Origin of the sequence: Burkholderia cepacia ATCC 25416, assembly GCF_001411495.1 — a bacterium.
Taxonomy (GTDB): domain Bacteria; phylum Pseudomonadota; class Gammaproteobacteria; order Burkholderiales; family Burkholderiaceae; genus Burkholderia; species Burkholderia cepacia.
In genome coordinates this window covers 1,588,737-1,610,353 of record NZ_CP012981.1, presented here as the reverse complement: position 1 = coordinate 1,610,353, position 21,617 = coordinate 1,588,737, and the positions used below count along the sequence as shown (strand labels likewise).

General features: G+C 68.1%; 16 protein-coding genes. 7 read left to right on the top strand and 9 right to left on the bottom strand.

The genetic code is table 11. The features are described from left to right. Positions 1-2 precede the first annotated feature (2 nt). The 4 genes from dnaJ to grpE all read right to left on the bottom strand — a co-directional run bounded on the left by dnaJ (position 3) and on the right by grpE (position 4,474). Positions 3-1,139 (bottom strand): molecular chaperone DnaJ, encoded by a 1,137-nt coding sequence (dnaJ, locus tag APZ15_RS07340; protein ID WP_021162212.1) that lies wholly within the window; start codon positions 1,137-1,139, stop codon positions 3-5. A 268-nt stretch (positions 1,140-1,407) separates the two neighbouring features. Further along, complete coding sequence (dnaK, locus tag APZ15_RS07335; RefSeq protein ID WP_021162213.1) at positions 1,408-3,360, bottom strand: molecular chaperone DnaK; 1,953 nt, start codon at positions 3,358-3,360, stop codon at positions 1,408-1,410. Between the two features lie 147 nt (positions 3,361-3,507). Next, positions 3,508-3,918: a thioredoxin family protein gene (locus tag APZ15_RS07330; protein WP_027788314.1), complete on the bottom strand. Its 411-nt coding sequence runs from the start codon at positions 3,916-3,918 to the stop codon at positions 3,508-3,510. Between the two features lie 10 nt (positions 3,919-3,928). Then, the gene (gene grpE, locus APZ15_RS07325) at positions 3,929-4,474 is read right to left on the bottom strand and encodes a nucleotide exchange factor GrpE (protein WP_027788315.1); all 546 of its coding nucleotides are present in this window, start codon (positions 4,472-4,474) and stop codon (positions 3,929-3,931) included. Between the two features lie 356 nt (positions 4,475-4,830). Between grpE and APZ15_RS41690 the strand changes: the two genes are divergently transcribed. Then, complete coding sequence (locus tag APZ15_RS41690; protein ID WP_006476841.1) at positions 4,831-4,992, top strand: hypothetical protein; 162 nt, start codon at positions 4,831-4,833, stop codon at positions 4,990-4,992. Here the strand turns inward: APZ15_RS41690 and APZ15_RS07320 are convergent. From APZ15_RS07320 to hrcA, 3 genes are all read right to left on the bottom strand, one after another. Then, positions 4,964-5,371, bottom strand: a complete 408-nt coding sequence (locus APZ15_RS07320; protein ID WP_027788316.1) for an RNA-binding S4 domain-containing protein — start codon at positions 5,369-5,371, stop codon at positions 4,964-4,966. The two genes, APZ15_RS41690 and APZ15_RS07320, sit on opposite strands and share 29 nt — an antisense overlap. Continuing rightward, a complete protein-coding gene (gene hemH / locus APZ15_RS07315; RefSeq protein WP_027788317.1) occupies positions 5,368-6,441 on the bottom strand; it encodes a ferrochelatase in 1,074 nt (357 codons plus the stop codon). Before hemH ends, APZ15_RS07320 begins: the two co-directional genes overlap by 4 nt. Positions 6,442-6,588: 147 nt before the next feature. Beyond that, positions 6,589-7,611 carry a heat-inducible transcriptional repressor HrcA gene (gene hrcA, locus APZ15_RS07310; RefSeq protein ID WP_021162218.1) on the bottom strand — a complete coding sequence of 341 codons (1,023 nt, stop codon included), beginning with the start codon at positions 7,609-7,611 and terminating at the stop codon, positions 6,589-6,591. Between the two features lie 131 nt (positions 7,612-7,742). Here hrcA and APZ15_RS07305 point away from each other — a divergent pair, with 131 nt between their 5' ends. After that, a complete protein-coding gene (locus APZ15_RS07305) occupies positions 7,743-8,645 on the top strand; it encodes an NAD kinase (protein WP_027788318.1) in 903 nt (300 codons plus the stop codon). A gap of 19 nt (positions 8,646-8,664) precedes the next feature. Continuing rightward, positions 8,665-10,314 (top strand): DNA repair protein RecN, encoded by a 1,650-nt coding sequence (gene recN / locus APZ15_RS07300; RefSeq protein ID WP_027788319.1) that lies wholly within the window; start codon positions 8,665-8,667, stop codon positions 10,312-10,314. Between the two features lie 139 nt (positions 10,315-10,453). Here the strand turns inward: recN and glnE are convergent, their stop codons facing one another. Then, positions 10,454-13,258 carry a bifunctional [glutamate--ammonia ligase]-adenylyl-L-tyrosine phosphorylase/[glutamate--ammonia-ligase] adenylyltransferase gene (gene glnE / locus APZ15_RS07295; protein WP_027788320.1) on the bottom strand — a complete coding sequence of 935 codons (2,805 nt, stop codon included), beginning with the start codon at positions 13,256-13,258 and terminating at the stop codon, positions 10,454-10,456. 230 nt (positions 13,259-13,488) lie between these two features. On the opposite strand from glnE, the gene APZ15_RS07290 reads away from it, so the two are divergent. The 3 genes from APZ15_RS07290 to tldD all read left to right on the top strand — a co-directional run bounded on the left by APZ15_RS07290 (position 13,489) and on the right by tldD (position 20,131). After that, complete coding sequence (locus APZ15_RS07290) at positions 13,489-17,688, top strand: YhdP family phospholipid transporter (protein WP_027788321.1); 4,200 nt, start codon at positions 13,489-13,491, stop codon at positions 17,686-17,688. A gap of 63 nt (positions 17,689-17,751) precedes the next feature. Beyond that, positions 17,752-18,579 (top strand): carbon-nitrogen hydrolase family protein, encoded by an 828-nt coding sequence (locus APZ15_RS07285; RefSeq protein WP_027788322.1) that lies wholly within the window; start codon positions 17,752-17,754, stop codon positions 18,577-18,579. Between the two features lie 85 nt (positions 18,580-18,664). Further along, positions 18,665-20,131 (top strand): metalloprotease TldD, encoded by a 1,467-nt coding sequence (gene tldD / locus APZ15_RS07280; RefSeq protein ID WP_021163847.1) that lies wholly within the window; start codon positions 18,665-18,667, stop codon positions 20,129-20,131. A 110-nt stretch (positions 20,132-20,241) separates the two neighbouring features. Here the strand turns inward: tldD and APZ15_RS41685 are convergent, their stop codons facing one another. After that, the gene (locus tag APZ15_RS41685; RefSeq protein WP_162269110.1) at positions 20,242-20,529 is read right to left on the bottom strand and encodes a hypothetical protein; all 288 of its coding nucleotides are present in this window, start codon (positions 20,527-20,529) and stop codon (positions 20,242-20,244) included. Here APZ15_RS41685 and aroG point away from each other — a divergent pair. Further along, a complete protein-coding gene (aroG, locus tag APZ15_RS07275; protein ID WP_027788323.1) occupies positions 20,528-21,601 on the top strand; it encodes a 3-deoxy-7-phosphoheptulonate synthase AroG in 1,074 nt (357 codons plus the stop codon). The two genes, APZ15_RS41685 and aroG, sit on opposite strands and share 2 nt — an antisense overlap. Positions 21,602-21,617: the final 16 nt, after the last annotated feature.

The following is a 21,617-nucleotide window of genomic DNA, read 5'->3' as shown; positions in this document are numbered from 1 at the left end:
AGTTACTCGAAGAAGCTCTTCACACGGTCGAACCAGCTCTTGCTCTGCGGGCTGTGACGCGCGCCGCCCTCGGCCAGCGACTTCTCGAACTGCTTGAGCAGGTCGCGCTGGTTGTCGGTCAGCTTCACGGGCGTCTCGACCTGCACGTGCACGTACAGATCGCCCGCGATGCTCGAACGCAGCCCCTTGATGCCCTTGCCGCGCAGCCGGAACGTCTTGCCCGACTGCGTGCCTTCCGGCACGGGGAACGATGCGCGGCCGGCCAGCGTCGGCACCTCGATCTCGCCGCCGAGCGCGGCGGTCGTGAACGGGATCGGCATCTGGCAGTGGAGATCGTCGCCGTCGCGCTCGAACACCGAGTGCGGCTTGATGTGGATCTCGACGTACAGGTCGCCCGGCGGCCCGCCGTTGATGCCCGGCTCGCCGTTGCCGGCCGAGCGGATGCGCATCCCGTCGTCGATCCCGGCCGGGATCTTCACTTCGAGCGTCTTGGTTTCCTTCACCTTGCCTGACCCGTGGCAATGCACGCACGGCTCGGGGATGTAGGTGCCCGTGCCGTGGCACTTCGGGCAGGTCTGCTGGATGCTGAAGAAGCCCTGCGACATGCGCACCGTGCCCTGGCCATGACAGGTCGGGCAGGTTTCCGGCTTCGTGCCGGGCTTCGCACCCGACCCGTGGCAGACCTCGCACGACACCCAGCTCGGCACGCGGATCTGCGTGTCGTAGCCGTGGGCGGCCTGCTCGAGCGTGATTTCCATGCTGTAGCGCAGGTCGGCACCGCGATACACCTGCGGGCCGCCACGGCCGCCGCGCGCGGCGCCGCCCGCGGCCTGGCCGAAGATGTCGCCGAAGATGTCGCCGAACGCATCCGCGAAGCCGCCGAAGCCCTGTGCGCCCGCACCGCCCATGTTCGGATCGACGCCCGCATGGCCGTACTGGTCGTACGCGGCCCGCTTCTGGCTGTCCGAGAGCATTTCGTAGGCTTCCTTCACCTCCTTGAAATGCTCTTCCGCATCCTTGTTGTCCGGATTGCGGTCAGGGTGATACTTCATCGCAAGCTTGCGATATGCCTTCTTGATTTCGTCGTCGCTCGCATTCTTCGCGACGCCCAGAACCTCGTAGTAATCCCGTTTCGCCATATCGATTCACTGTGCCGCCACGCATCGCGCACGCGGCGGCTCCTTTCGCCCGCAGTAAAGTCTCTCGACTCGTCTGGCGCTGCGCCCGTCCGCGGACGGCTCGTGCAGCACCCGCCAAAAAACAAATGTGCCCGGAGGGCCGCAAAGCCCGCCAGGCGTGGAGTCGATCCGGCCATCCGGAAGGAAAGACAGACCGCTTGTCAGCCAGCCCGTCAGCCGCGCCGCGCGCGTGTTGCGCGCGCGGCGTGCGGCACCGGGGCAACCCGGCTTAGTCCTTCTTCACTTCCTTGAACTCGGCGTCGACGACATCGTCGGCAGCCTGTTGCGCGCCGCCCGCGTGGGCCGCACCTTCCGCTGCACCCGCTGCGCCGGCCGCACCCGCTTGCTGGGCCTGCATGTCGGCGTACATCTTTTCGCCGAGCTTCTGCGAAACCTTGCCGAGTTCCTCGACCTTCGCGTCGATCGCAGCCTTGTCGGCCGACGTGTCCTTCAGCACTTCCTCGAGCGACTTCAGCGACGCTTCGATCGCTTCCTTCTCGCCCGCGTCCAGCTTGTCGCCGTACTCGGTCAGCGCCTTCTTCGTGCTGTGGACCAGCGCATCGCCCTGGTTGCGCGAATCGGCCAGCTCGCGCAGCTTGTGATCTTCCGCTGCGTTCGCTTCCGCGTCCTTGATCATCTGGTCGATTTCAGCCTCGGACAGACCCGAGTTCGCCTTGATCGTGATCTTGTTTTCCTTGCCGGTCGCCTTGTCCTTCGCGCCGACGTGCAGGATGCCGTTCGCGTCGATGTCGAAGGTCACTTCGATCTGCGGCACGCCGCGCGGTGCGGGCGGGATGCCTTCGAGGTTGAACTCGCCGAGCAGCTTGTTGCCGGCTGCCATTTCGCGTTCGCCCTGGAACACCTTGATCGTCACGGCGCCCTGGTTGTCGTCCGCCGTCGAATACACTTGCGCGTGCTTCGTCGGGATCGTCGTGTTCTTGCTGATCATCTTCGTCATCACGCCGCCGAGCGTCTCGATACCGAGCGACAGCGGGGTCACGTCGAGCAGCAGCACGTCCTTGCGGTCGCCCGACAGGACCTGGCCCTGGATCGCCGCGCCAACCGCGACGGCTTCGTCCGGGTTCACGTCACGGCGCGGGTCCTTGCCGAAGAACTCCTTCACCTTCTCCATGACCTTCGGCATGCGCGTCTGGCCGCCGACCAGGATCACGTCGTCGATGTCCGACACCTTGACGCCTGCGTCCTTGATCGCGATGCGGCACGGTTCGATCGTGCGCTCGACGAGATCTTCCACCAGCGCTTCCAGCTTCGCGCGGGTGATCTTCAGGTTCAAGTGCTTCGGGCCCGACGCGTCCGCCGTGATGTACGGCAGGTTGATTTCGGTCTGCTGGCTCGACGACAGCTCGATCTTCGCCTTTTCAGCGGCTTCCTTCAGGCGCTGCAGCGCGAGCACGTCCTTCGACAGGTCGACGCCCTGCTCCTTCTTGAACTCGCCGATGATGTAATCGATGATGCGCTGGTCGAAGTCTTCGCCGCCGAGGAACGTGTCGCCGTTGGTCGACAGCACTTCGAACTGCATTTCGCCGTCGACGTCCGCGATTTCGATGATCGACACGTCGAACGTACCGCCGCCGAGGTCATACACGGCGATCTTGCGGTCGCCCTTCTCGGCCTTGTCGAGGCCGAACGCGAGCGCGGCTGCGGTCGGCTCGTTGATGATCCGCTTGACTTCGAGGCCCGCGATGCGGCCGGCATCCTTGGTTGCCTGGCGCTGGCTGTCGTTGAAGTACGCCGGCACCGTGATCACGGCTTCCGTGACCGGCTCGCCGAGGTAGTCTTCGGCCGTCTTCTTCATCTTGCGCAGCACTTCCGCCGAAACCTGCGGCGGCGCGAGCTTTTCGCCGTGCGCTTCGACCCATGCATCGCCGTTGTCGGCCTTGATGATGCTGTAAGGCATCAGGCCGATGTCCTTCTGGACTTCCTTCTCTTCGAAGCGGCGGCCGATCAGGCGCTTCACTGCGAACAGCGTGTTCTTCGGGTTGGTCACCGATTGACGCTTGGCCGGCGCGCCGACGAGCACTTCGTTGTCGTCCATGTAGGCGATGATCGAAGGCGTGGTGCGCGTGCCTTCCGAGTTCTCGATGACCTTGACCTGGTTGCCTTCCATGATGGCAACGCACGAGTTCGTGGTGCCGAGGTCAATACCGATGATCTTTCCCATTTTTCCTAATCTCCAGAAATGCTTGTTTGCTGCGCAAAACCCCGCGTTTTGGGGCGGTTTCGCGCGCCAGAATTCAACTCTGTTCCCGAAATGCGTCCGGCCGATCCGTTTTCAAGACCCGCCGAGCGATGCGGATATTAAATTTTTTCAATCGCCGCCGGCTAGGGGATCGCTGCCCGCCGCTGCGATTTTCGCGCGCGCCGCCGACACGGCCGCCTGGAACTGCGCGAGGCCATGCCAGCCCGTCGCGCGGCCGAGCCGCTTGCCGCGGTGGAAGAAGAACCACGTCGGCACACCGTGCAGCCCGAAGCGGCGCCCCAGCTGGTGGTGTTCGTACACGTTGCAATGGAACCACTTCAAGCCCAGCGCGCGGATGGCGTCGGGCTGGGCGAGCATCGCCTTCTTCGCGATCTCGCAGTTGAAGCAGTCGACGCCCCAGAAGAACACCACCGCAAGCGCGTCCCCCGCGCCGTCGATCGCCGCGTCGAACGTGCCGGCGTCCAGCGCCTGCATGTCGAACGCGTCAAATGCGGCCGGATCGACGCCGGCGGGCCCCATCGCGACGCCCTTACTTCGGCTGCGCGACGGTGACGAGCGCCGGACGCAGCACGCGGTCGGCGATCGTGTAACCCTTCTGCAGCACCGTGACGACGGTGTTCGGCTCCTGCTCGGCCGGCACCATCGAGATCGCCTGGTGCTGGTGCGGATCGAACTTCTCGCCGACCGGGTTGATCGCGACGACGCGGCCCTTCTCGAGTGCGCTCGTCAGTTGGCGCAGCGTCAGCTCGACACCTTCGCGCACCTTCGCGATGTCGCCGGACGTATCGTTGACGGCCGCTTCCAGGCTGTCCAGCACGGGCAGCAGGTGCTCCGCGAAGCTCTCGATCGCGAACTTGTGCGCCTTCGAGACGTCGTCCTGCGCGCGGCGGCGGACGTTCTCGGTCTCGGCCTTCGCCCGCAGGTAGCTCTCCTGCAGCTCGGCGACCTTGGCTTGAGCCTCCGCGAGCGCCGCGTCGGCTGCTTCGGCGGCGGGAGCAGCGCCTTGCGCCGCCTGCTTCTCGCTGCCGATATCTTCGGCCGATTGGGTAGACGGGTTCTCTTGCGTGTTTTCCATGTCGCTGAAAGTCGATTAGAGGTTGAAGCCAAATCGGCAACCGCCGGACCGTATACCCGGCGGCACCGCACATTGCTGGTGCAAATAAGGGTGAAAACTGCGATTTCAAGAGGGTTATTCGCCGGCATTCTCCAATGCCGCGAAACAACCGCGCGTCGCACCGGTGCATCGCACGCATAGTCCGCCAAAGCAGGCGAAACGGGCTGTAACAACGCTTACCTGGCAAGTACTAGCTTGGCACAGTCCCGCTGCACTACACTCCACTCAAGCGTCGGAAAAGCGTGTTTACCCTTAGCTGACCGACGCCTTACAACCACCACCTGGCGCCGTTTTCACCCCTTCTCGAGGGGAGTACCGTGAAACTGACCTTTGCGATATCGGTGGTCGCGCTGGTACTCATTGCCGGCACCACCACCATCTGCCTGTCGGGAGCCGTCACCGACCGCACGACCGAATACGGGAGCGCGCGGGCGACGTTCGACCAGATGTTCAGCTCCCACCAGAAAATCTGTCGATGATGCGCCGGTCGCGCTTCGTCGGCCGGCCGTGCAATTCGGCCGCCGGCTCGCGATACGTGCGGCGCCGCTCCAGTTCGGCGAGCCGTGCGGCCCGCCCCGCTTCCGTTTCCTCGTAAAGCGTCTGCGCGACGCTCGCCGGCCCGCGCACGTCGCACACGCCGAGTACGGCAATGTGCCAGACGACGCCGTCGATCGCAATTTCGACCTCGTCGCCCACGCGCACTTCCTTCGCCGGCTTGACTGCAGCCCCGCCGATCTTCACGTGCCCCTTGTCGACCGCATCGGTCGCAAGCGAGCGCGTCTTGAAGAACCGGGCCGCCCACAGCCATTTGTCGATGCGCAGCTTCGCGCCCGGTTCGGTCGAAATCTTGTAATTCATCGCACCTCACCCACCGTTTCGGGCTGCGCGGCCTTGACCGGCCAGCCCTGCAGATTCTCGGCGACGATCTCGCCGAGCGCGCCGATCCACGCGGGCGCGCCATTCAGGCACGGAATCCGGTGGAATGCCTTGCCGCCACCGGCGAGGAACTCGTCGCGCACCTCCATGCCGATCTCCTCGATCGTCTCCAGGCAATCGGCCGTGAAACCGGGACAGAACACGTCGGCCCGCTGTACGCCGGCCTCGCCGAACTCGCGCAGCGTCGGCGCGGTATAAGGCTGCAGCCATTCGGCCTTGCCGAAACGCGACTGGAACGTGACGCGGCACTCGGTCGTCGACAACCCGAGCGCGGCCATCAGCAGCGCGCCCGTCTGCTGGCACTGGTCGTGATAGGGATCGCCGAGGTCGAGCGTGCGCTTCGGCACGCCGTGAAAGCTCAGCACGAGCTTGTCGCCGGCCGCGAAGTCCGGCCGGCCGTGCTGCGCCCAATACTGGCGCACCTGCTCGGCCAGCGCGTGGATATAGGCCGGATGGTCTGCGTAGTGCCGTATCGTGCGCACCTCCGGCTGGTTGCGCATGCGCGAGAGCGCGTCGAATGCGGCGTCGAATGCGGTGGCCGTGGTCGACGCCGAGTATTGCGGATACATCGGCATCAGCAGCACGCGCTCGACGCCGGCGCGCTTGAACTGCGCGAGCGCGTGCGAAATGTTCGGACTGCCGTAGCGCATCGCGTAGTCGACCTGCACTTGATAACCGTTCGACGCGAGCAGGTGCCGCACGCCGTCGGTCTGGCGCACGGTATGCACGCGCAGCGGCGAGCCCTCGGGCATCCAGACGGCCGCGTATTTCTTCGCGGACGCGCGGCCGCGCAGCGGCAGGATCAGCGTGCGCAGCAGCACTTGCCAGACGGCCTGCGGAATCTCGACGACCCGCGGATCCGACAGGAATTCGGCCAGATAGCGCCGCACGGCACGCGGCGTGGGCGCATCGGGCGTGCCGAGATTGATCAGCAGCACGCCGATGCGATGGGCAGCCGCGATACTCGAAGGCGGCTCAAGATCGAAACGCATGGGCAAGAACGTGCTCGGGGCACGGGACCGGACGGCTCTCAATTATAGCGGGCCGCCTCGCGCCGGTCGGCTGGCCGTTCGGCCGACTGTCGGCGCACGCGGCGCCGCGGCACGATGACGGGGCGGGATCGGGCTGGCGCTCGCAGGCTACTGCTGGCTCAGCGTGAGCGACAGCAGCCGCGCGGTGATGTCGACGATCGGGATCACGCGGTTGTACGCCATGCGGGTCGGGCCGATCACGCCGAGCGTGCCGACGATCTGCCCGTTCACCTCGTAAGGGGCGGTAACGACGCTCATTTCCTCGATCGGCACGAGCGTCGATTCGCCGCCGATGAAGATCTGCACGCCCTGGGCGTGGCTCGACACGTCGAGCAGTTGCAGGAGGCCCGTCTTTTGGTCGAATACGTCGAACAGCTTGCGCAGCCGGGCCATGTCGGACGACAGATCCGCCACCTCGAGCAGGTTGCGCTCGCCGGAAATCAGCACGGTGTCCTCGGTGTCGGGCACCTCGGTGCTGGCCGTCACGGCCGCATGCATCAGCGTGGTCATGTCGCCGCGCAACTGGTCAATCTCGTCGCGCAGGCGACGGCGCACCTCGTCGAACGACAGTCCGGCGAAATGCGCGTTGATGTAGTTGGACGCCTCGGTCAGTTGCGACGGCGAGTAGTCGCGCGGCGTCGCGAGCATCCGGTTCTGCACGTCGCCCTCGGGCGTCACGATGATCAGCAGGATGCGCTTGTCCGACAGGCGCATGAACTCGATCTGCTTGAACACGTGGCTGCGGCGCGGCGTCAGCACGACGCCCGCGAACTGCGACAGGTTCGACAGCACGCTCGCAGCGGCCGCCACGACGCGCTGCTGCGGCTCGCCGGCCTGCAGCGTGTTCTGCACCTGCCGCGCGACGGCCTCGGCGTCGATCGGCACCTCGACCGTCAGCATCGTGTCGACGAACAGCCGGTAGCCGCGCGGCGTCGGCACGCGGCCGGCCGACGTGTGCGGGCTCGACACGAGGCCGAGCTCCTCCAGGTCGGACATCACGTTGCGGATCGTCGCCGGGCTCAGCTCGAGCCCGGAGTAACGGGACAACGTGCGCGATCCGACTGGCTGACCGTCGGCGATATACCGTTCGATCAGGGTTTTCAGGAGGGTTCGTGCGCGAGGATCTAGCATGGTGGAAAATTTTAGCGCAACCGCGCGACCGCGGCGAGTGGCGTCGGCCACCGATGCGCGGGCCGACCCGATCCGGCCCCGTCAGCGCACAGCCGGTTCTTTTCGTCAACGAGCTATGGTGTAATGCCGGCATGAAAACCGGTAATCAGTTCAACACTGTCGCGCTCGTCGGCCGGAGCAACACGCCGAACATCGCCGAGCCGCTCGCCACGCTGGCCGCCTGCATCGCCAAGCGGGGCTTCGAAGTCGTCTTCGAAGCCGAGACCGCGCGCGAGATCGGCATCACCGGCTACCCGGCGCTGACCCCGGCCGAAATCGGGGCGCGCGCCGACGTGGCGGTCGTACTGGGCGGCGACGGGACGATGCTCGGCATCGGCCGTCAGCTCGCGCCATACAAGACACCGCTGATCGGGATCAACCACGGGCGGCTCGGCTTCATCACCGATATCGCGGCGGCCGACATGCAGGCACTCGTCCCGGTGATCCTGTCGGGCAAGTTCGAGCGCGAGGAGCGCTCGCTGCTCGAGGCCCGGATCATGCGCGACGGCGAACCGATCTACCACGCGCTCGCATTCAACGACGTCGTCGTGAACCGCAGCGGCTTCTCCGGGATGGTCGAGCTGCGCGCGTCGGTCGACGGCCGGTACATGTACAACCAGCGTTCGGACGGCCTGATCGTCGCCACGCCGACCGGCTCGACTGCTTACGCGCTGTCGTCGGCCGGCCCGATCCTCCATCCGCAGCTGCAGGGCATCGTGCTCGTGCCGATCGCGCCACACGCGCTGTCGAACCGGCCGATCGTGCTGCCCGACGATTCGAAGATCGCGATCCAGATCGTCGGCGGGCGCGACGTCAACGTGAACTTCGACATGCAGTCGTTCACGTCGCTCGAGCTGAACGACACGATCGAGGTGCGCCGCTCGAAGCACACAGTGCCGTTCCTGCACCCGATCGGCTACAGCTACTACGCGACGCTGCGCAAGAAGCTGCACTGGAACGAACACGCCTCGAACGAAGACGACAAGGCGTCCTGACGCCGCTCCGCCCGACACCATGCTCCGCCACCTCTCGATCCGCGACTTCGTCATCGTCGCCGCGCTCGATCTCGAATTCGACAGCGGCTTTTCCGTCTTTTCCGGTGAAACCGGCGCCGGGAAATCGATCCTGATCGACGCCCTCGCCCTCGCGCTCGGCGAACGTGCCGACGCGAGCGTCGTGCGCACCGGCTGCGGCCGCGCCGACATCACCGCCGAATTCACGCCGCACGACCGCGTCGCGCGCTGGCTCGACGAACACGCGTTCGACACCGAGGACACCGTGATGCTGCGCCGCGTGATCGACGCGAACGGCCGGTCGCGCGCGTTCATCAACGGCACCAGCGCGACGCTCGCGCAACTGCGCGAACTCGGCGAAATGCTCGTCGACATCCACGGCCAGCATGCGCACCAGCTGCTGATGCGGCCCGACGCGCAGCGCGAGCTGTTCGACACGCACGCGGGGCTCGTCGCCGATGCGGCGAACGTCGCGCGCGCGTGGCGCGTGTGGCGCGACGCGGCGCAGGCGATCGAGGCCGCGAAGGCGCACGAGCGGGAGCTGCAGCTCGAACGCGAAAAGCTCGCGTGGCAGCTCGCCGAGCTCGACAAGCTCGCGCCGCAGCCCGGCGAATGGGACGAAGTCAGCAACGAGCACAAGCGCCTGTCGCATTCGGCGAACCTGATCGACGGCGTGCGCGGCGCACTCAACGCGTTGTCCGAGGCCGACGACGCGATGCTCGCGCAGCTCGGTGCGATCGTGTCGAAGCTGCGCAGCCTGGCCGACTACGACACCGCGCTCGGCGACGCGCTCGCGTCGCTCGAACCGGCCGAGATCCAGCTGCAGGAAGCCGTCTACTCGCTGTCGCACTATGCGCAGCGCGTCGATCTCGATCCCGAGCGGCTCGCGCAGGTCGAAACGCGCCTCGATGCGCTGCACTCGACCGCCCGCAAGTTCCGGTTGCCGCCCGACACGCTGCACGAAGAACACGCGGCACGCCGCGCGCAGCTCGCCGCGCTCGACGCGGCCGCCGATCTCGGTGCGCTCGAGGCGACGCAGGCCAAGGCGCGAGAGGCCTACCTCGCCGATGCCGGGCATCTGTCGAAGGCGCGCGCGCAGGCCGCCAAGGCGCTCGGCACGGCCGTCACGGCCGGCATGCAGGAACTGTCGATGGCGGGCGGAAGCTTCGAAGTCGCGCTCGTCCCGCTCGCCGACGGCGGCCCGCACGGGCTCGAGCAGGTCGAATTCCGGGTCGCCGGCCACCCCGGCGTGCCGCTGCGGCCGCTCGCGAAGGTCGCGTCGGGCGGCGAACTCGCGCGGATCAGCCTTGCGCTCGCAGTGATCGCAAGCGCGGCGAGCCCGACGCCGACGCTGATCTTCGACGAAGTCGATACGGGGATCGGCGGCGGCGTCGCCGAAGTGGTCGGCCGCCTGCTGCACCAGCTCGGGCGCGATCGCCAGGTGCTGTGCGTGACGCACCTGCCGCAGGTCGCCGCGCGCGGCGACCACCACTTCCAGGTCGCGAAGGGCGCCGACGAGCGCGGCGGCACGGTGTCGACGGTCGTCGCGCTCGACCGCGCCAACCGGATCGAGGAAGTCGCGCGGATGCTCGGCGGGCTCGAGATCACGGCCACGACGCGCAAGCACGCGAAGGAAATGCTGGCGGCCTGACGCGGGCATCGCATCGGCCGAATGCAAAAAGACCGGCGCATGCGCCGGTCTTTTTTCCGCACGGCCGCTCGCCCGATTGCGCCCGCCCTGCTCCACGAATTCGAACACCCGATTCGAACGTCCGATTCGAACGCCCGACTCAAACGCCCGTTTCAGCCGTCCCGAACACGCGCGCCCACAGCGCCGTCACGGCTGCGCGCTCGTCGGCCACCACGGCCGGATCGACCCGCGCCTTCTCCATCCCGTCGAGCCGCAGCTTGTGCTGCAGCTTCCGGTACTTCCGGTAGGCCGCGCCGACGCGCTCGGCCTCGTCCTCGCCCATCAGCCCGAAGCGCGCGACCTCGCGCAGCAGCGCGATGTTGCCCGTGTTGCGGATCAGCTCGGCGTCGCTCGACGCGTGCAGCAGCACCCAGTACTGGACGATGAATTCGATGTCGACCATCCCGCCGCGATCGTGCTTCAGGTCGAACAGCTCGGTCTGGTTCGGATGGCCGGCAAACACCTTGCCGCGCATGTCGACGATCTCCTTCGCGAGCACGCCGCCGTCGCGCGGCGTCGTCAGCACCTGCTGGCGGATCGCCTCGAAGTCCGCGCCGATCTGCGCGTCGCCCGCGCTGTAGCGGGCACGCGTCAGCGCCTGGTGCTCCCACACCCACGCGGTGTTCGCGGCGTCGCCCTCGCGCAGCTGGTAGCGGCGGAACGCATCGAGATCGGTGACGAGCAGCCCGGCCTCGCCGTTCGGCCGCAGCCGCAGGTCGATGTCGAACAGCGCGCCGGCCCCGGTCGCCGTGGTGAGCCACGTGATGAGCCGCCGCGTGAAGGTCGTGTAGACGTCCGCCGAGCGCTCGTCCGCGTCGTCGTACAGGAAGATCAGGTCGAGATCGGATGCGTAGCCGAGCTCCTTGCCGCCCAGCTTGCCGTACGCGATCACCGCGAACTTCGGCACGTCGCGATGGCGTTTCGCGAGCTGGGACCAGACGACTTCGATCGTCACGTCGAGCACGGCGTCGGCCAGCTCGGACAGCCGGTCGCTCACGTGCTCGACCGACAGCTGCCCGGCCAGGTCGATCAGCAGGATCCGGAACACCTCCGCGTGCTGCGCGTGCCGCAGCAGGTCCATCTGCTGCTCGGGGCCGTCGGCCGCCGCGAGGCGCGCGCGCAGCGCGTCCTTGAACGCAGGCCAGTCGAACGGGCTCGCGATCGCCTCGTCGTCGAGCAGCTCGTCGAGCAGTTGCGGGTGGCGGATCAGGTAACCGCCGCCCCAGCGCGTCGCGCCGAGCACCGACAGCACGCGGTCGAGCGCGGCCGGATACTCGGTCAGCAGCGCGAGATAGACGCCGCGCCGGCTGACCGTCTCGAGCAGGTCGAACAGGCGCACGATCGTGTCGTCGCGGCGCGCGGCGTCGATGTTCGGCGCGGCCTCGAGCGCCCGCTGCGCGACGCTGTCGAAGCGCTGCCGGCTCTTTTCCGGCAGGCCCATGTAGCGCGTCGATTGCCAGATCGCACGCAGCCGCGCGAGCACGGCGGCCGGATCGGCGAAGCCGAGGCCGTCGAGGCGCGCGACCAGCGCATCGTCCTCGCCGTCGTCGCCCAACGCGCCGCTCCAGATCCATGCGGCGGCCGTGTCGTCACCCGCCGCGCAAGGGCCGCCGCCCTTCACCTTGTCCGCGAAGATCTGGTCGAACTGCGCCTCGACAAAGTTCCGGTGCTCATCCAGCACCGTCATCAGCGCCGCGTAGTCGGCAAAGCCGAGCGATGCAGCCAGCGCCGCGCGTTCATCCGGCTCGACCGGCATCGCGTGCGTCTGCGCGTCGTTGCGGTACTGCAGCCGGTGTTCGAGCGTGCGCAGGAAGTTGTAAGCATCGGCCAGGCGCGCGCACACGTCCTCGCCGATCAGCCCGCGCGCCTGCGCATGGCGCAGCACCGCGAGCGTCGGCCGCACGCGGAATTCCGCATCCTGGCCGCCCCGGATCAGCTGGAATACCTGCGCGCTGAACTCGATCTCGCGGATCCCGCCGCGCCCGAGCTTGATGTCGTCCGACTTGTCGGGCCGCATCGACGCGCGGCGCGCGGCTTCCTGCCGGATCTGCTGGTGCAGCGAGCGGATCGCGCCGATCACGCCGAAATCGAGATAGCGGCGATACACGAACGGCTTGACGATCGACTCGAGCTGCGACTCCAGCCGTCGCGCCGCGTCGCTGTCGCCTTCCGACACGAGCCGCCCCTTGATCCACGCATAGCGCTCCCACTCGCGCCCTTGCACGTAGAAATATTCCTCGAGCATGCCGAGGCTGCAGACGAGCGGCCCCGAATCGCCGTTCGGACGCAGCCGCATGTCGACGCGAAACACGTAGCCGTCGGCCGTGACCTCGGACAGCACGCCGATCAGGCGCCGGCCGAGCCGCGTGAAGTATTCCTGCGTGGACAGCGGCGAACGCGCGCCGCCGGTCGTCTCGCCGTCGTCCTCGTAGACGAAGATCAGGTCGATGTCCGACGACACGTTCAGCTCGCGGCCGCCGAGCTTGCCCATCCCGACCACGCCGAGCACGACGCGCTGGCCGTCGGCGCCGCGCGGCTCGCCGTACAGCGCCTCGAGTTCAACCGACAGCAGCGCGAGCGAACGCTGCACGGCCACTTCGGCGAGATCGGTCATCGCGCCCGTGACCTCGGCGACGTCCGCCAGCCCGCGCAGGTCGCGTTCCGCGACCGCGCCGAACGCCTCGACACGCAACTGCCGCAGCGCGCGCTTCAGTTGCTCCTCGGTCGGCGCGGCCGTGCCGGCCGGCGTCGCCAGCAGCTCGGTGAGGCGCGCGTCGAGCTGCACGCGGCCGAGCGGCGCGGCGGCCCACGCGGCGACCTGTTCGGCCAGCGCGGGCCGCGCGGCAGCCGCGCGAGCAAGGTATCGGGAATAGGACGTGCTGATCAGGGCGGAAGCGTCGGTCATCGAGAAGCGGGCCTGGCGGAAAGACTGGCCGGCAGCGGCCGGCGCGTGCGCGCCCCGCTATCGGCCAGCCCCATGGATTCGGCGCGGCATCGCGGGACGCGCGTGCGCCCGCCGCGAAACCGCGCGCCGGAAAGCCCGTGCCGCGCTGCCGCAACGGCCGCCGGCACGAACCCGTGTGATACATTTCAACGTCAGTCTGCAAAACTACCATATCGCCGCCCGTCCGCCGCATGTCCGACCGTCAGGAATCCGCCGTAGCTGCGCCCGAAGCGGGACCTCCGAAGCACGATCATCCGGTCCTGCGCCGCGTGTTCCGGGTGACGCTGGCAGTCGGGCTCGGCACCTACTTCGTCGCGTCCGGCGCGTTCCTCGGGCTGCGCTACGTACTGCTGCCCCGCATCGACGAATTCCGCCCGCGCATCGAGCGCGCGGTGTCCGACAAGCTCCACGCGCAGCTTTCGATCGGCAAGCTTTCCCCGAACTGGTCCGGCATGCAGCCGGGCGTCGAACTCACGAACCTGACGATCCGCGGCCACGACGGCAAGGTCGCGCTGTCGGTGCCGCATGCGACGGCCGCGCTGTCTTGGATGTCGCTGCTGCGGCTGTCGCCCGCGCTGTCGAGCCTGATCGTCGACCAGCCCGACCTCGTCGTCGCGCGCGCGGCCGACGGCTCGTTGAGCGTCGCGGGCGTCGGCGTGGCAACCACTCACGGCGGCAACGATACGTTCGGCACGTGGCTGCTGAAGCAGGAAGCGATCGTGCTGCGCGGCGGCACGCTGCGCTGGCGCGACGCGCAGCACGACGCGCCGGAGCTCGTGCTGTCGGGCATCCGGCTCGCGGTGCTCAACGACGGCCGCGTGCACAAGGCCGCGCTGCAGGCGCCCGCGAACGGCACGCTGCTGCTCGGCCCGCTCGATTTCCGCGCGCGCTTCAGGCACAAGCCGCTCGCACCGGTCGGCAAGCCATCGAACTGGTCGGGCGACGCGTACCTGTCGACGGGCCCGGTCGACCTGCAGACGCTCGGGCGCTACCTCGACATGCCGCTCACGATCCACGCGGGCCGGATCGACAACGCGATCTGGGCCACCTTCAGCGACGGCCACCTGCATTCGGCGGGCGGCGACCTGCAGGGCGCGGACGTCGCGCTGCGCGTGCGCCCGACGCAGCCGCGGCTCGACGTGCCGACGGTCGGCTTCGGCTGGGACATGCAGCTCGATGCCGGCCACGACTACACGCTGCACCTGACACGCTTCAACGCGGAGCTCGGCCAGCCGCCGCTGCCGGACGGCACACCGCTCGCCCGCTCGCTCGCGCTGTCGACGCTGACGGCCCGCTACCGTGTGCCGACCGCCAGCCAGGGGCAGCTGTTGAGCGTCGTCGGCGACCGCGTCGATCTCGGCATTCTCAGCGAGTTCATTCGCGGGCTGCCGCTGCCGGCGCGCCTGCGCAACGAGCTGATCAAGATCGACCCGCGCGGGATGGTGTCGAACTATCACATCGAGGTCGAACGCGCGAAGCCCGCGCGGGCCGACCTCGCCGACGAGGAGCGGCGCATGGGCGCCGCGCCGATCGTCCGCTATCGCTTCCTCGGCGATCTGCAGGGCATCAGCTTCGCCGCGCAGGAGCCGCCGCCCGGGCTGTCGCCGCGTGGCCACCCGCGGGCCGGCTGGCCGGGCGTCGAGAACCTGTGGGGCCGCGTCGATGCGAACGAGACGGGCGGCAGCGCGCATTTCGATACGGTCAACGCGGCAGTCACGGTACCCGGCGAATTCGACGAGCCGCGCCTGACGTTCGACCGGCTGCGCGGCAACGCAAAGTGGGTGATCACGCCCGCCGCCGGCGAAAAGCATGCGCGCGTCGACGTGACCCTGCCCGACCTGCTCGTCTCGAACCCCGATGCCGAAATCGCGGTATCCGGCTCGTACACGAACCCCGGCCACGGCCGCGGCTCGCTCGACCTGCGTGCCGATTTCGCCCGTGCGTCGGTGGCGCGCATTCCGCGCTACCTGCCGACCGGGATGTCCGAACACCTGCGCGACTATCTCGGCCACGCGCTGCAGGCCGGCCAGGTGACCAAGGGTGCGTCGATCGTCGCGCGCGGCCCGCTCGAGAAATTCCCGTTCGAACACGAGCCGGACGCCGGCGTGTTCCACATCGTCGCGCCGTTCACCGGCGGCCGCTTCGAACCGACGCCGTACCCGCCGCGCAAGCTCGCGAACGGCACGCCGAGCGTCTGGCCGGCGCTCGACGGGATCAACGGCGTGTTCGAGCTCGCGCAGAACAAGCTGCGCTTCGACATCGATCGTGCGCACTACAAGCGCGTCGCGCTGACGAAGGTCGCGGGCCGCATCGACGATCTCGGCAACCCGAGCCACTCGCCGCTCATCATCGACGGTCATGCGCAGGGCCCGCTCGCCGACCTGATCGACTACGCGGACAACAGCTCGCTCGGCACGATGAGCGGGCATATCGGCCAGCGGATCGATGCGCAGGGGCCCGCGTCGCTCGCGCTCAAGATCACGATTCCGCAGCACGTCCCGCATCCGCACACGCACATCGAAGGCGCGCTCGCGTTCGGCGGCAACACGCTGACGACGAGCGGCGTGCCGCCGCTGTCCGCGCTGCGCGGCAGTGTCCGGTTCACCGAGGCCGGCGCATCGCTGCACGACCTGTCGGGGCGCTTCCTCGGCGGCCCGGTGCGCGCGAGCGGCAACTTCCAGTCGCACGGCCCGTATACGGTGGACGTCGACGGCCGGCTCGCGCTCGACGCCGCACGCGGCCTGAACCTGCACGGCCCGGCGGCCGCGCTGCTCGAGCACGTGGTCGGCGACGCGCCGTACAAGGTCGCCGTGCGCGGCGCGCCGGGCCGCCTGCCCGACATCAGCGCGCATTCCGACCTGACCGGCGTGGCACTGAATTTCCCCGCGCCGTTCGCAAAACCGGCCGGCACGCCGATGCCGTTCAGCTTCACGCTGCAGCCGGCGCCGCAGGCGGACGGCAAGCGCCTCGAGCACGCCGACCTGACGCTCGGCCCCGTGTCCGCGACCTACCTGCTCGACGCGACGCGCGGCCAGCCGCTGCGCGCGGTGCGCGGCGCGATGGGCATCCACCGGATGCCCGACATGCCGCAGGACGGCGTGAGCGCGGCCGTCGACGTCAACGAACTGGACGCCGACGCGTGGCTCGCGCTGGCCCATACGCTGAAGCCCGACACGCCGCGCGCGCAGGAGCCGCAAGCCGCGCCGCGCGTCGATTTCGCGAGCTTCGCGCCGAAGCGTTTCGCGCTCCATTTCGGCACGCTGAAGCTGCTCAAGCGCAACTGGGAAAACGTGATCGTCGGCGCGTCGCACGTCGACGAGCTCTGGCAGGCGAACATCGCGTCGAACCAGGTGTCGGGCTACCTGTCATGGGCGCCGGGCGGCGGCCACAACGGCGCGGGCGTGCTGAACGCGCGGCTCGCGAAGCTCGTGGTGCCCGACAGCGCGCAGCACGATCTCGTCGGCCGCGCGATGAACCTGCCGACGCCGACCGACCGCCCGATGCCGTCGATCGACCTGATCGTCGACCAGGTCGTCGCGCGCAACCACGACATCGGCCGTCTCGTCGTCAACGCGCGCAACATCGACGAAGCCGGCACGCCGGTCTGGCAGCTCGACAAGCTGGAGCTGTCGAACCCGGCCGCGAAGCTGACGGCGACCGGCAACTGGCGCACCTCGCGCCGCGCGCTTGCCCGCGGCGCCGACGAAAACGACGCACCGCGCCGCACCGTGTTCGACTTCAAGCTCGACATCGACAACGCGGGCGCGCTGCTCGACCGCGTCGGCCTGCCGCGCACGCTCGCGGACGGTCACGGCACCGTCACCGGCAAGGTCGGCTGGCTCGGCGGCCCGACCGCGGTCGACCTGCCGTCGCTCGGCGGCCAGATCGCGCTCGACCTCGAACACGGCCAGATCCTGAAGGTCGATCCGGGCGCGGCGAAGCTCCTCGGCGTGCTGAGCCTGCAAAGCCTCGCACGGTTCCTGACGCTGAATTTCCGCGACGTGATCGGCAAGGGGCTGCCGTTCGACAAGATCACGGGCACTGGCCGGATCTCGAACGGAATCGCCCGCACCGACGACTTCTCGATGATGACCGGGCCCGCGAACGTCACCGTGCGCGGCGCGGTGGATCTCGGCACCGAGACGCAGGACCTGCACGCGCACGTCGCGCCGAAAATCAGCGCGGGCGCGGCGGCGATCGGGGCGGCCATCGTCAACCCGCTGCTCGGCGTCGGCGTGCTGGCCGCGAACTACGCGCTGTCGGAGACGCTGTCGCGCGCGTTCGCGCTCGACTACACGATCACCGGCTCGTGGGCGCACCCGCACATCGAGCGGGTGCGGGGCGATCAGGGTAAGATGAATCACGGTCCGGCCGATGCGGCGAGCCATTGAGCCGCGCGTCGGGCCGCGCACGGTGCCGGGCCGCACCCCATTTATGACGCAACCGATCCAGCGATGACCGACCACACCCGTTCCGCCACGCCCTTCCAGGTCGCCGCGCTGCAGATGGTGAGCACGCCGGACGTCGCGCGCAATCTCGCCGAGGCGCGCCGCCTGATCGCGGAAGCCGCCGGCGAAGGCGCGCAGCTCGTGCTGCTGCCCGAGTACTTCTGCTTCATGGGTCACCGCGACACCGACAAGCTCGCGCTCGCCGAACCTTACCGGGACGGCCCGATCCAGCATTTCCTCGCGGACGCCGCGCGTCGCCACGGCATCTGGGTGATCGGCGGCACGCTGCCGCTGAAGGCCCCGGAGCCCGATCGCGTACTCAACACGACGCTCGTGTTCGATCCATCCGGCAATGAAGCCGCGCGCTACGACAAGATCCACCTGTTCAACTTCGAGAAAGGCGACGAGTCGTTCGACGAGGCGCGCACGATCCGCGCGGGCGATACGGTCGTGACGTTCGACGCGCCGTTCGGGCGGGTCGGCCTGTCCGTCTGTTACGATCTCCGCTTTCCGGAGCTGTATCGCAGGATGGGCGACTGCGCATTGATCGTCGTACCGTCGGCATTTACCTATACGACCGGCCGCGCGCACTGGGAAACGCTGCTGCGCGCGCGGGCCGTCGAGAACCAGTGCTACGTGCTCGCGGCCGCGCAAGGCGGCAAGCACGAGAACGGCCGGCGCACCTGGGGCCACAGCATGCTGATCGACCCGTGGGGCGAGATCGTCGCGGTTCGCGACGTGGGCGCAAGCGTCGTGCGCGGCACGCTCGATCCGCAGCGCATCGCCGACGTGCGCCAGAGCCTGCCCGCGTGGCGGCATCGCGTGCTGACCTGAATCCGCCGCACCGCTTGAAACACCGCGCGGCCAACCCATCTGCCCAGAAGCACCCGACAACTTTTTGAGAAACCCCGATATCCGCATGAACATCATCGAACCCGGCATCCGCAACCTCGCGCTGGCGAAGGACATCCTGCTCACGCCGTACGGCCTCGACGAAAGCCTGCTCACGCGCACGATCGCCGACATCTTCACGCATCGCGTCGACTACGCGGACCTGTACTTCCAGGCGACCCGCAGCGAAGCGTGGAGCCTCGAGGAAGGCATCGTCAAATCGGGCAGCTTCAGCATCGACCAGGGCGTCGGCGTGCGCGCGGTCGCGGGCGACCGCACCGCGTTCGCGTACTCGGACGACCTGTCCCCGGAAGCGATCGCGCAGGCGGCCGCGGCCACCAAGGCGATCGCGGCGGCCGGCGGCGGCCGCCAGAAGATCAAGGCGGCCACGTCGCTGAAGGGCATCTCGGGCCGCGACCTGTACCTGCCGTCCGATCCGCTCGCGTCGCTCGACGCGACGGCCAAGGTCAAGCTGCTCGAGCGCATCGAGCAGATGGCGCGCGGCCGCGACCCGCGCGTCACGCAGGTGATGGCCGGCCTCGCCGGCGAATACGACGTCGTGCTGGTCGCGCGCAGCGACGGCGCGCTCGCGGCCGACATCCGCCCGCTCGTACGCGTGTCGGTCACGGTGATCGCCGAGCAGAACGGCCGCCGCGAAATCGGCTCCGGCGGCGGCGGCGGCCGCTTCGACTACGGCTACTTCACCGACGAAGTCCTGTCCCGCTACGTCGACGACGCTGTGCATGCGGCGCTCGTGAACCTCGACGCACGCCCCGCGCCGGCCGGCGCGATGACGGTCGTGCTCGGGCCGGGCTGGCCGGGCGTGCTGCTGCACGAAGCGATCGGCCACGGCCTCGAGGGCGACTTCAACCGCAAGGGCTCGTCCGCGTTCGCCGGCCGGATCGGCGAGCAGGTCGCCGCGAAGGGCGTGACGGTGGTCGACGACGGCACGCTGCCGAACCGCCGCGGCTCGCTGAACATCGACGACGAAGGCAACCCGACGCAGTGCACGACGCTGATCGAGGACGGCATCCTGAAGGGCTACATCCAGGACACCCTGAACGCGCGCCTGATGAAGATGCCGGTCACGGGCAACGCGCGGCGCGAATCGTACGCGGCGCTGCCGATGCCGCGCATGACCAACACGTACATGCTGAACGGCGACAAGGATCCGCAGGAAATCATCGCGTCGGTGAAGAACGGCCTGTACGCGGTGAACTTCGGCGGCGGCCAGGTCGACATCACGAACGGCAAGTTCGTGTTCTCGGCGTCCGAGGCGTACATGATCGAGAACGGCAAGATCACCTACCCGGTGAAGGGCGCGACGCTGATCGGCAGCGGCCCGGAATCGCTGAAGTACGTGAGCATGATCGGCAACGACATGTCGCTCGACACCGGTGTCGGCGTGTGCGGCAAGGAAGGCCAGAGCGTGCCGGTCGGCGTCGGCCAGCCGACCCTGCGGATCGACAAGATGACGGTCGGCGGTACGGCATAACCGCATCGCGGCGCAGACATTCCGCGCATTTTGAAGAAAATGCGCGGAATGTCCGCATTTTCGACGCTCCCCGGTTGCCAGCCGCCCGGCGACGGGGTATAAATTCCGAATCAACTTTTTTGACGAACCGAATCTCCGTCATGTCCGCCAAGTTTTACTTTTACTTTTTTTGGCATCTCAGACCGCTGGCGGATCGAGAGGGTTGATGGCGCGTAAAGCGCAACCGAAATTCCCGAAAAAACCGCCGGCGAACCCGGCGGTTTTTTTTCGCCCTTCGCTTCCCGGTCGCCGCCGCAGCGGTTCCGCGGCCCCGACCGAAACCACTGAATCGCTTGAATTGATGAATCTGCCGCACGCCCACTGATCGAACGGCGCCCGGAACCAAGGAGAAACAGCATGCCCCCGCACAACACCGACGACGTCCGCATCCGCGAACTCAAGGAACTGACGCCGCCCGCCCACCTGATCCGCGAATTCGCGTGCTCCGAAGCCGCGTCCGAGCTGATCTACAACTCGCGCCAGTCGATGCACCGCATCCTGCACGGGATGGACGACCGGCTGATCGTGGTGATCGGGCCGTGCTCGATCCATGACACGAAGGCGGCGATCGAGTACGCGGGGCGGCTCGTGAAGGAGCGCGAGCGCTTCAAGGGCGAGCTGGAAATCGTGATGCGCGTGTACTTCGAGAAGCCGCGCACGACGGTCGGCTGGAAGGGGCTCATCAACGATCCGCACCTCGACAACAGCTTCAAGATCAACGAAGGGCTGCGCACCGCGCGCGAGCTGCTGCTCCAGATCAACGAGATGGGCCTGCCGGCCGCGACCGAATACCTCGACATGATCAGCCCGCAGTACATCGCCGACCTGATCTCGTGGGGCGCGATCGGCGCGCGCACGACCGAATCGCAAGTGCACCGCGAGCTCGCGTCGGGGCTGTCGTGCCCGGTCGGCTTCAAGAACGGCACCGACGGCAACGTGAAGATCGCGGTCGACGCGATCAAAGCCGCATCGCAGCCACACCATTTCCTGTCGGTGACGAAGGGCGGCCATTCGGCGATCGTGTCGACGGCCGGCAACGAGGATTGCCACGTGATCCTGCGCGGCGGCAAGACGCCCAACTACGACGCGGAAAGCGTGAACGCCGCGTGCGCGGACATCGGCAAGGCCGGCCTCGCCGCACGCCTGATGATCGACGCGAGCCACGCGAACAGCTCGAAGAAGCACGAGAACCAGATCCCCGTCTGTGCCGACATCGGCCGCCAGATCGCGGCCGGTGACGCCCGCATCGTCGGCGTGATGATCGAGTCGCATCTCGTCGAGGGGCGCCAGGACCTGAAGGAAGGCTGCGAACTGACCTACGGCCAGAGCATCACCGACGCGTGCATCGCGTGGGACGACAGCGTGAAGGTGCTCGAAGGCCTCGCGGAATCGGTGAAGGCACGCCGCGTCACGCGCGGCAGCGGGAACTGATCGTCCGCGCCTGCGC

Excerpts from the sequence above, each read along its gene's own strand:
- dnaJ (WP_021162212.1), bottom strand. The coding sequence starts at position 1,139 with ATGGCGAAACGGGATTACTACGAGGTTCTGGGCGTCGCGAAGAATGCG.
- dnaK (WP_021162213.1), bottom strand. The coding sequence starts at position 3,360 with ATGGGAAAGATCATCGGTATTGACCTCGGCACCACGAACTCGTGCGTT.
- APZ15_RS07330 (WP_027788314.1), bottom strand. The coding sequence starts at position 3,918 with ATGGGGCCCGCCGGCGTCGATCCGGCCGCATTTGACGCGTTCGACATG.
- grpE (WP_027788315.1), bottom strand. The coding sequence starts at position 4,474 with ATGGAAAACACGCAAGAGAACCCGTCTACCCAATCGGCCGAAGATATC.
- APZ15_RS07320 (WP_027788316.1), bottom strand. The coding sequence starts at position 5,371 with ATGAATTACAAGATTTCGACCGAACCGGGCGCGAAGCTGCGCATCGAC.
- hemH (WP_027788317.1), bottom strand. The coding sequence starts at position 6,441 with ATGCGTTTCGATCTTGAGCCGCCTTCGAGTATCGCGGCTGCCCATCGC.
- hrcA (WP_021162218.1), bottom strand. The coding sequence starts at position 7,611 with ATGCTAGATCCTCGCGCACGAACCCTCCTGAAAACCCTGATCGAACGG.
- APZ15_RS07305 (WP_027788318.1), top strand. The coding sequence starts at position 7,743 with ATGAAAACCGGTAATCAGTTCAACACTGTCGCGCTCGTCGGCCGGAGC.
- recN (WP_027788319.1), top strand. The coding sequence starts at position 8,665 with ATGCTCCGCCACCTCTCGATCCGCGACTTCGTCATCGTCGCCGCGCTC.
- glnE (WP_027788320.1), bottom strand. The coding sequence starts at position 13,258 with ATGACCGACGCTTCCGCCCTGATCAGCACGTCCTATTCCCGATACCTT.
- APZ15_RS07290 (WP_027788321.1), top strand. The coding sequence starts at position 13,489 with ATGTCCGACCGTCAGGAATCCGCCGTAGCTGCGCCCGAAGCGGGACCT.
- APZ15_RS07285 (WP_027788322.1), top strand. The coding sequence starts at position 17,752 with ATGACCGACCACACCCGTTCCGCCACGCCCTTCCAGGTCGCCGCGCTG.
- tldD (WP_021163847.1), top strand. The coding sequence starts at position 18,665 with ATGAACATCATCGAACCCGGCATCCGCAACCTCGCGCTGGCGAAGGAC.
- aroG (WP_027788323.1), top strand. The coding sequence starts at position 20,528 with ATGCCCCCGCACAACACCGACGACGTCCGCATCCGCGAACTCAAGGAA.
- APZ15_RS41685 (WP_162269110.1), bottom strand. The coding sequence starts at position 20,529 with ATGCTGTTTCTCCTTGGTTCCGGGCGCCGTTCGATCAGTGGGCGTGCG.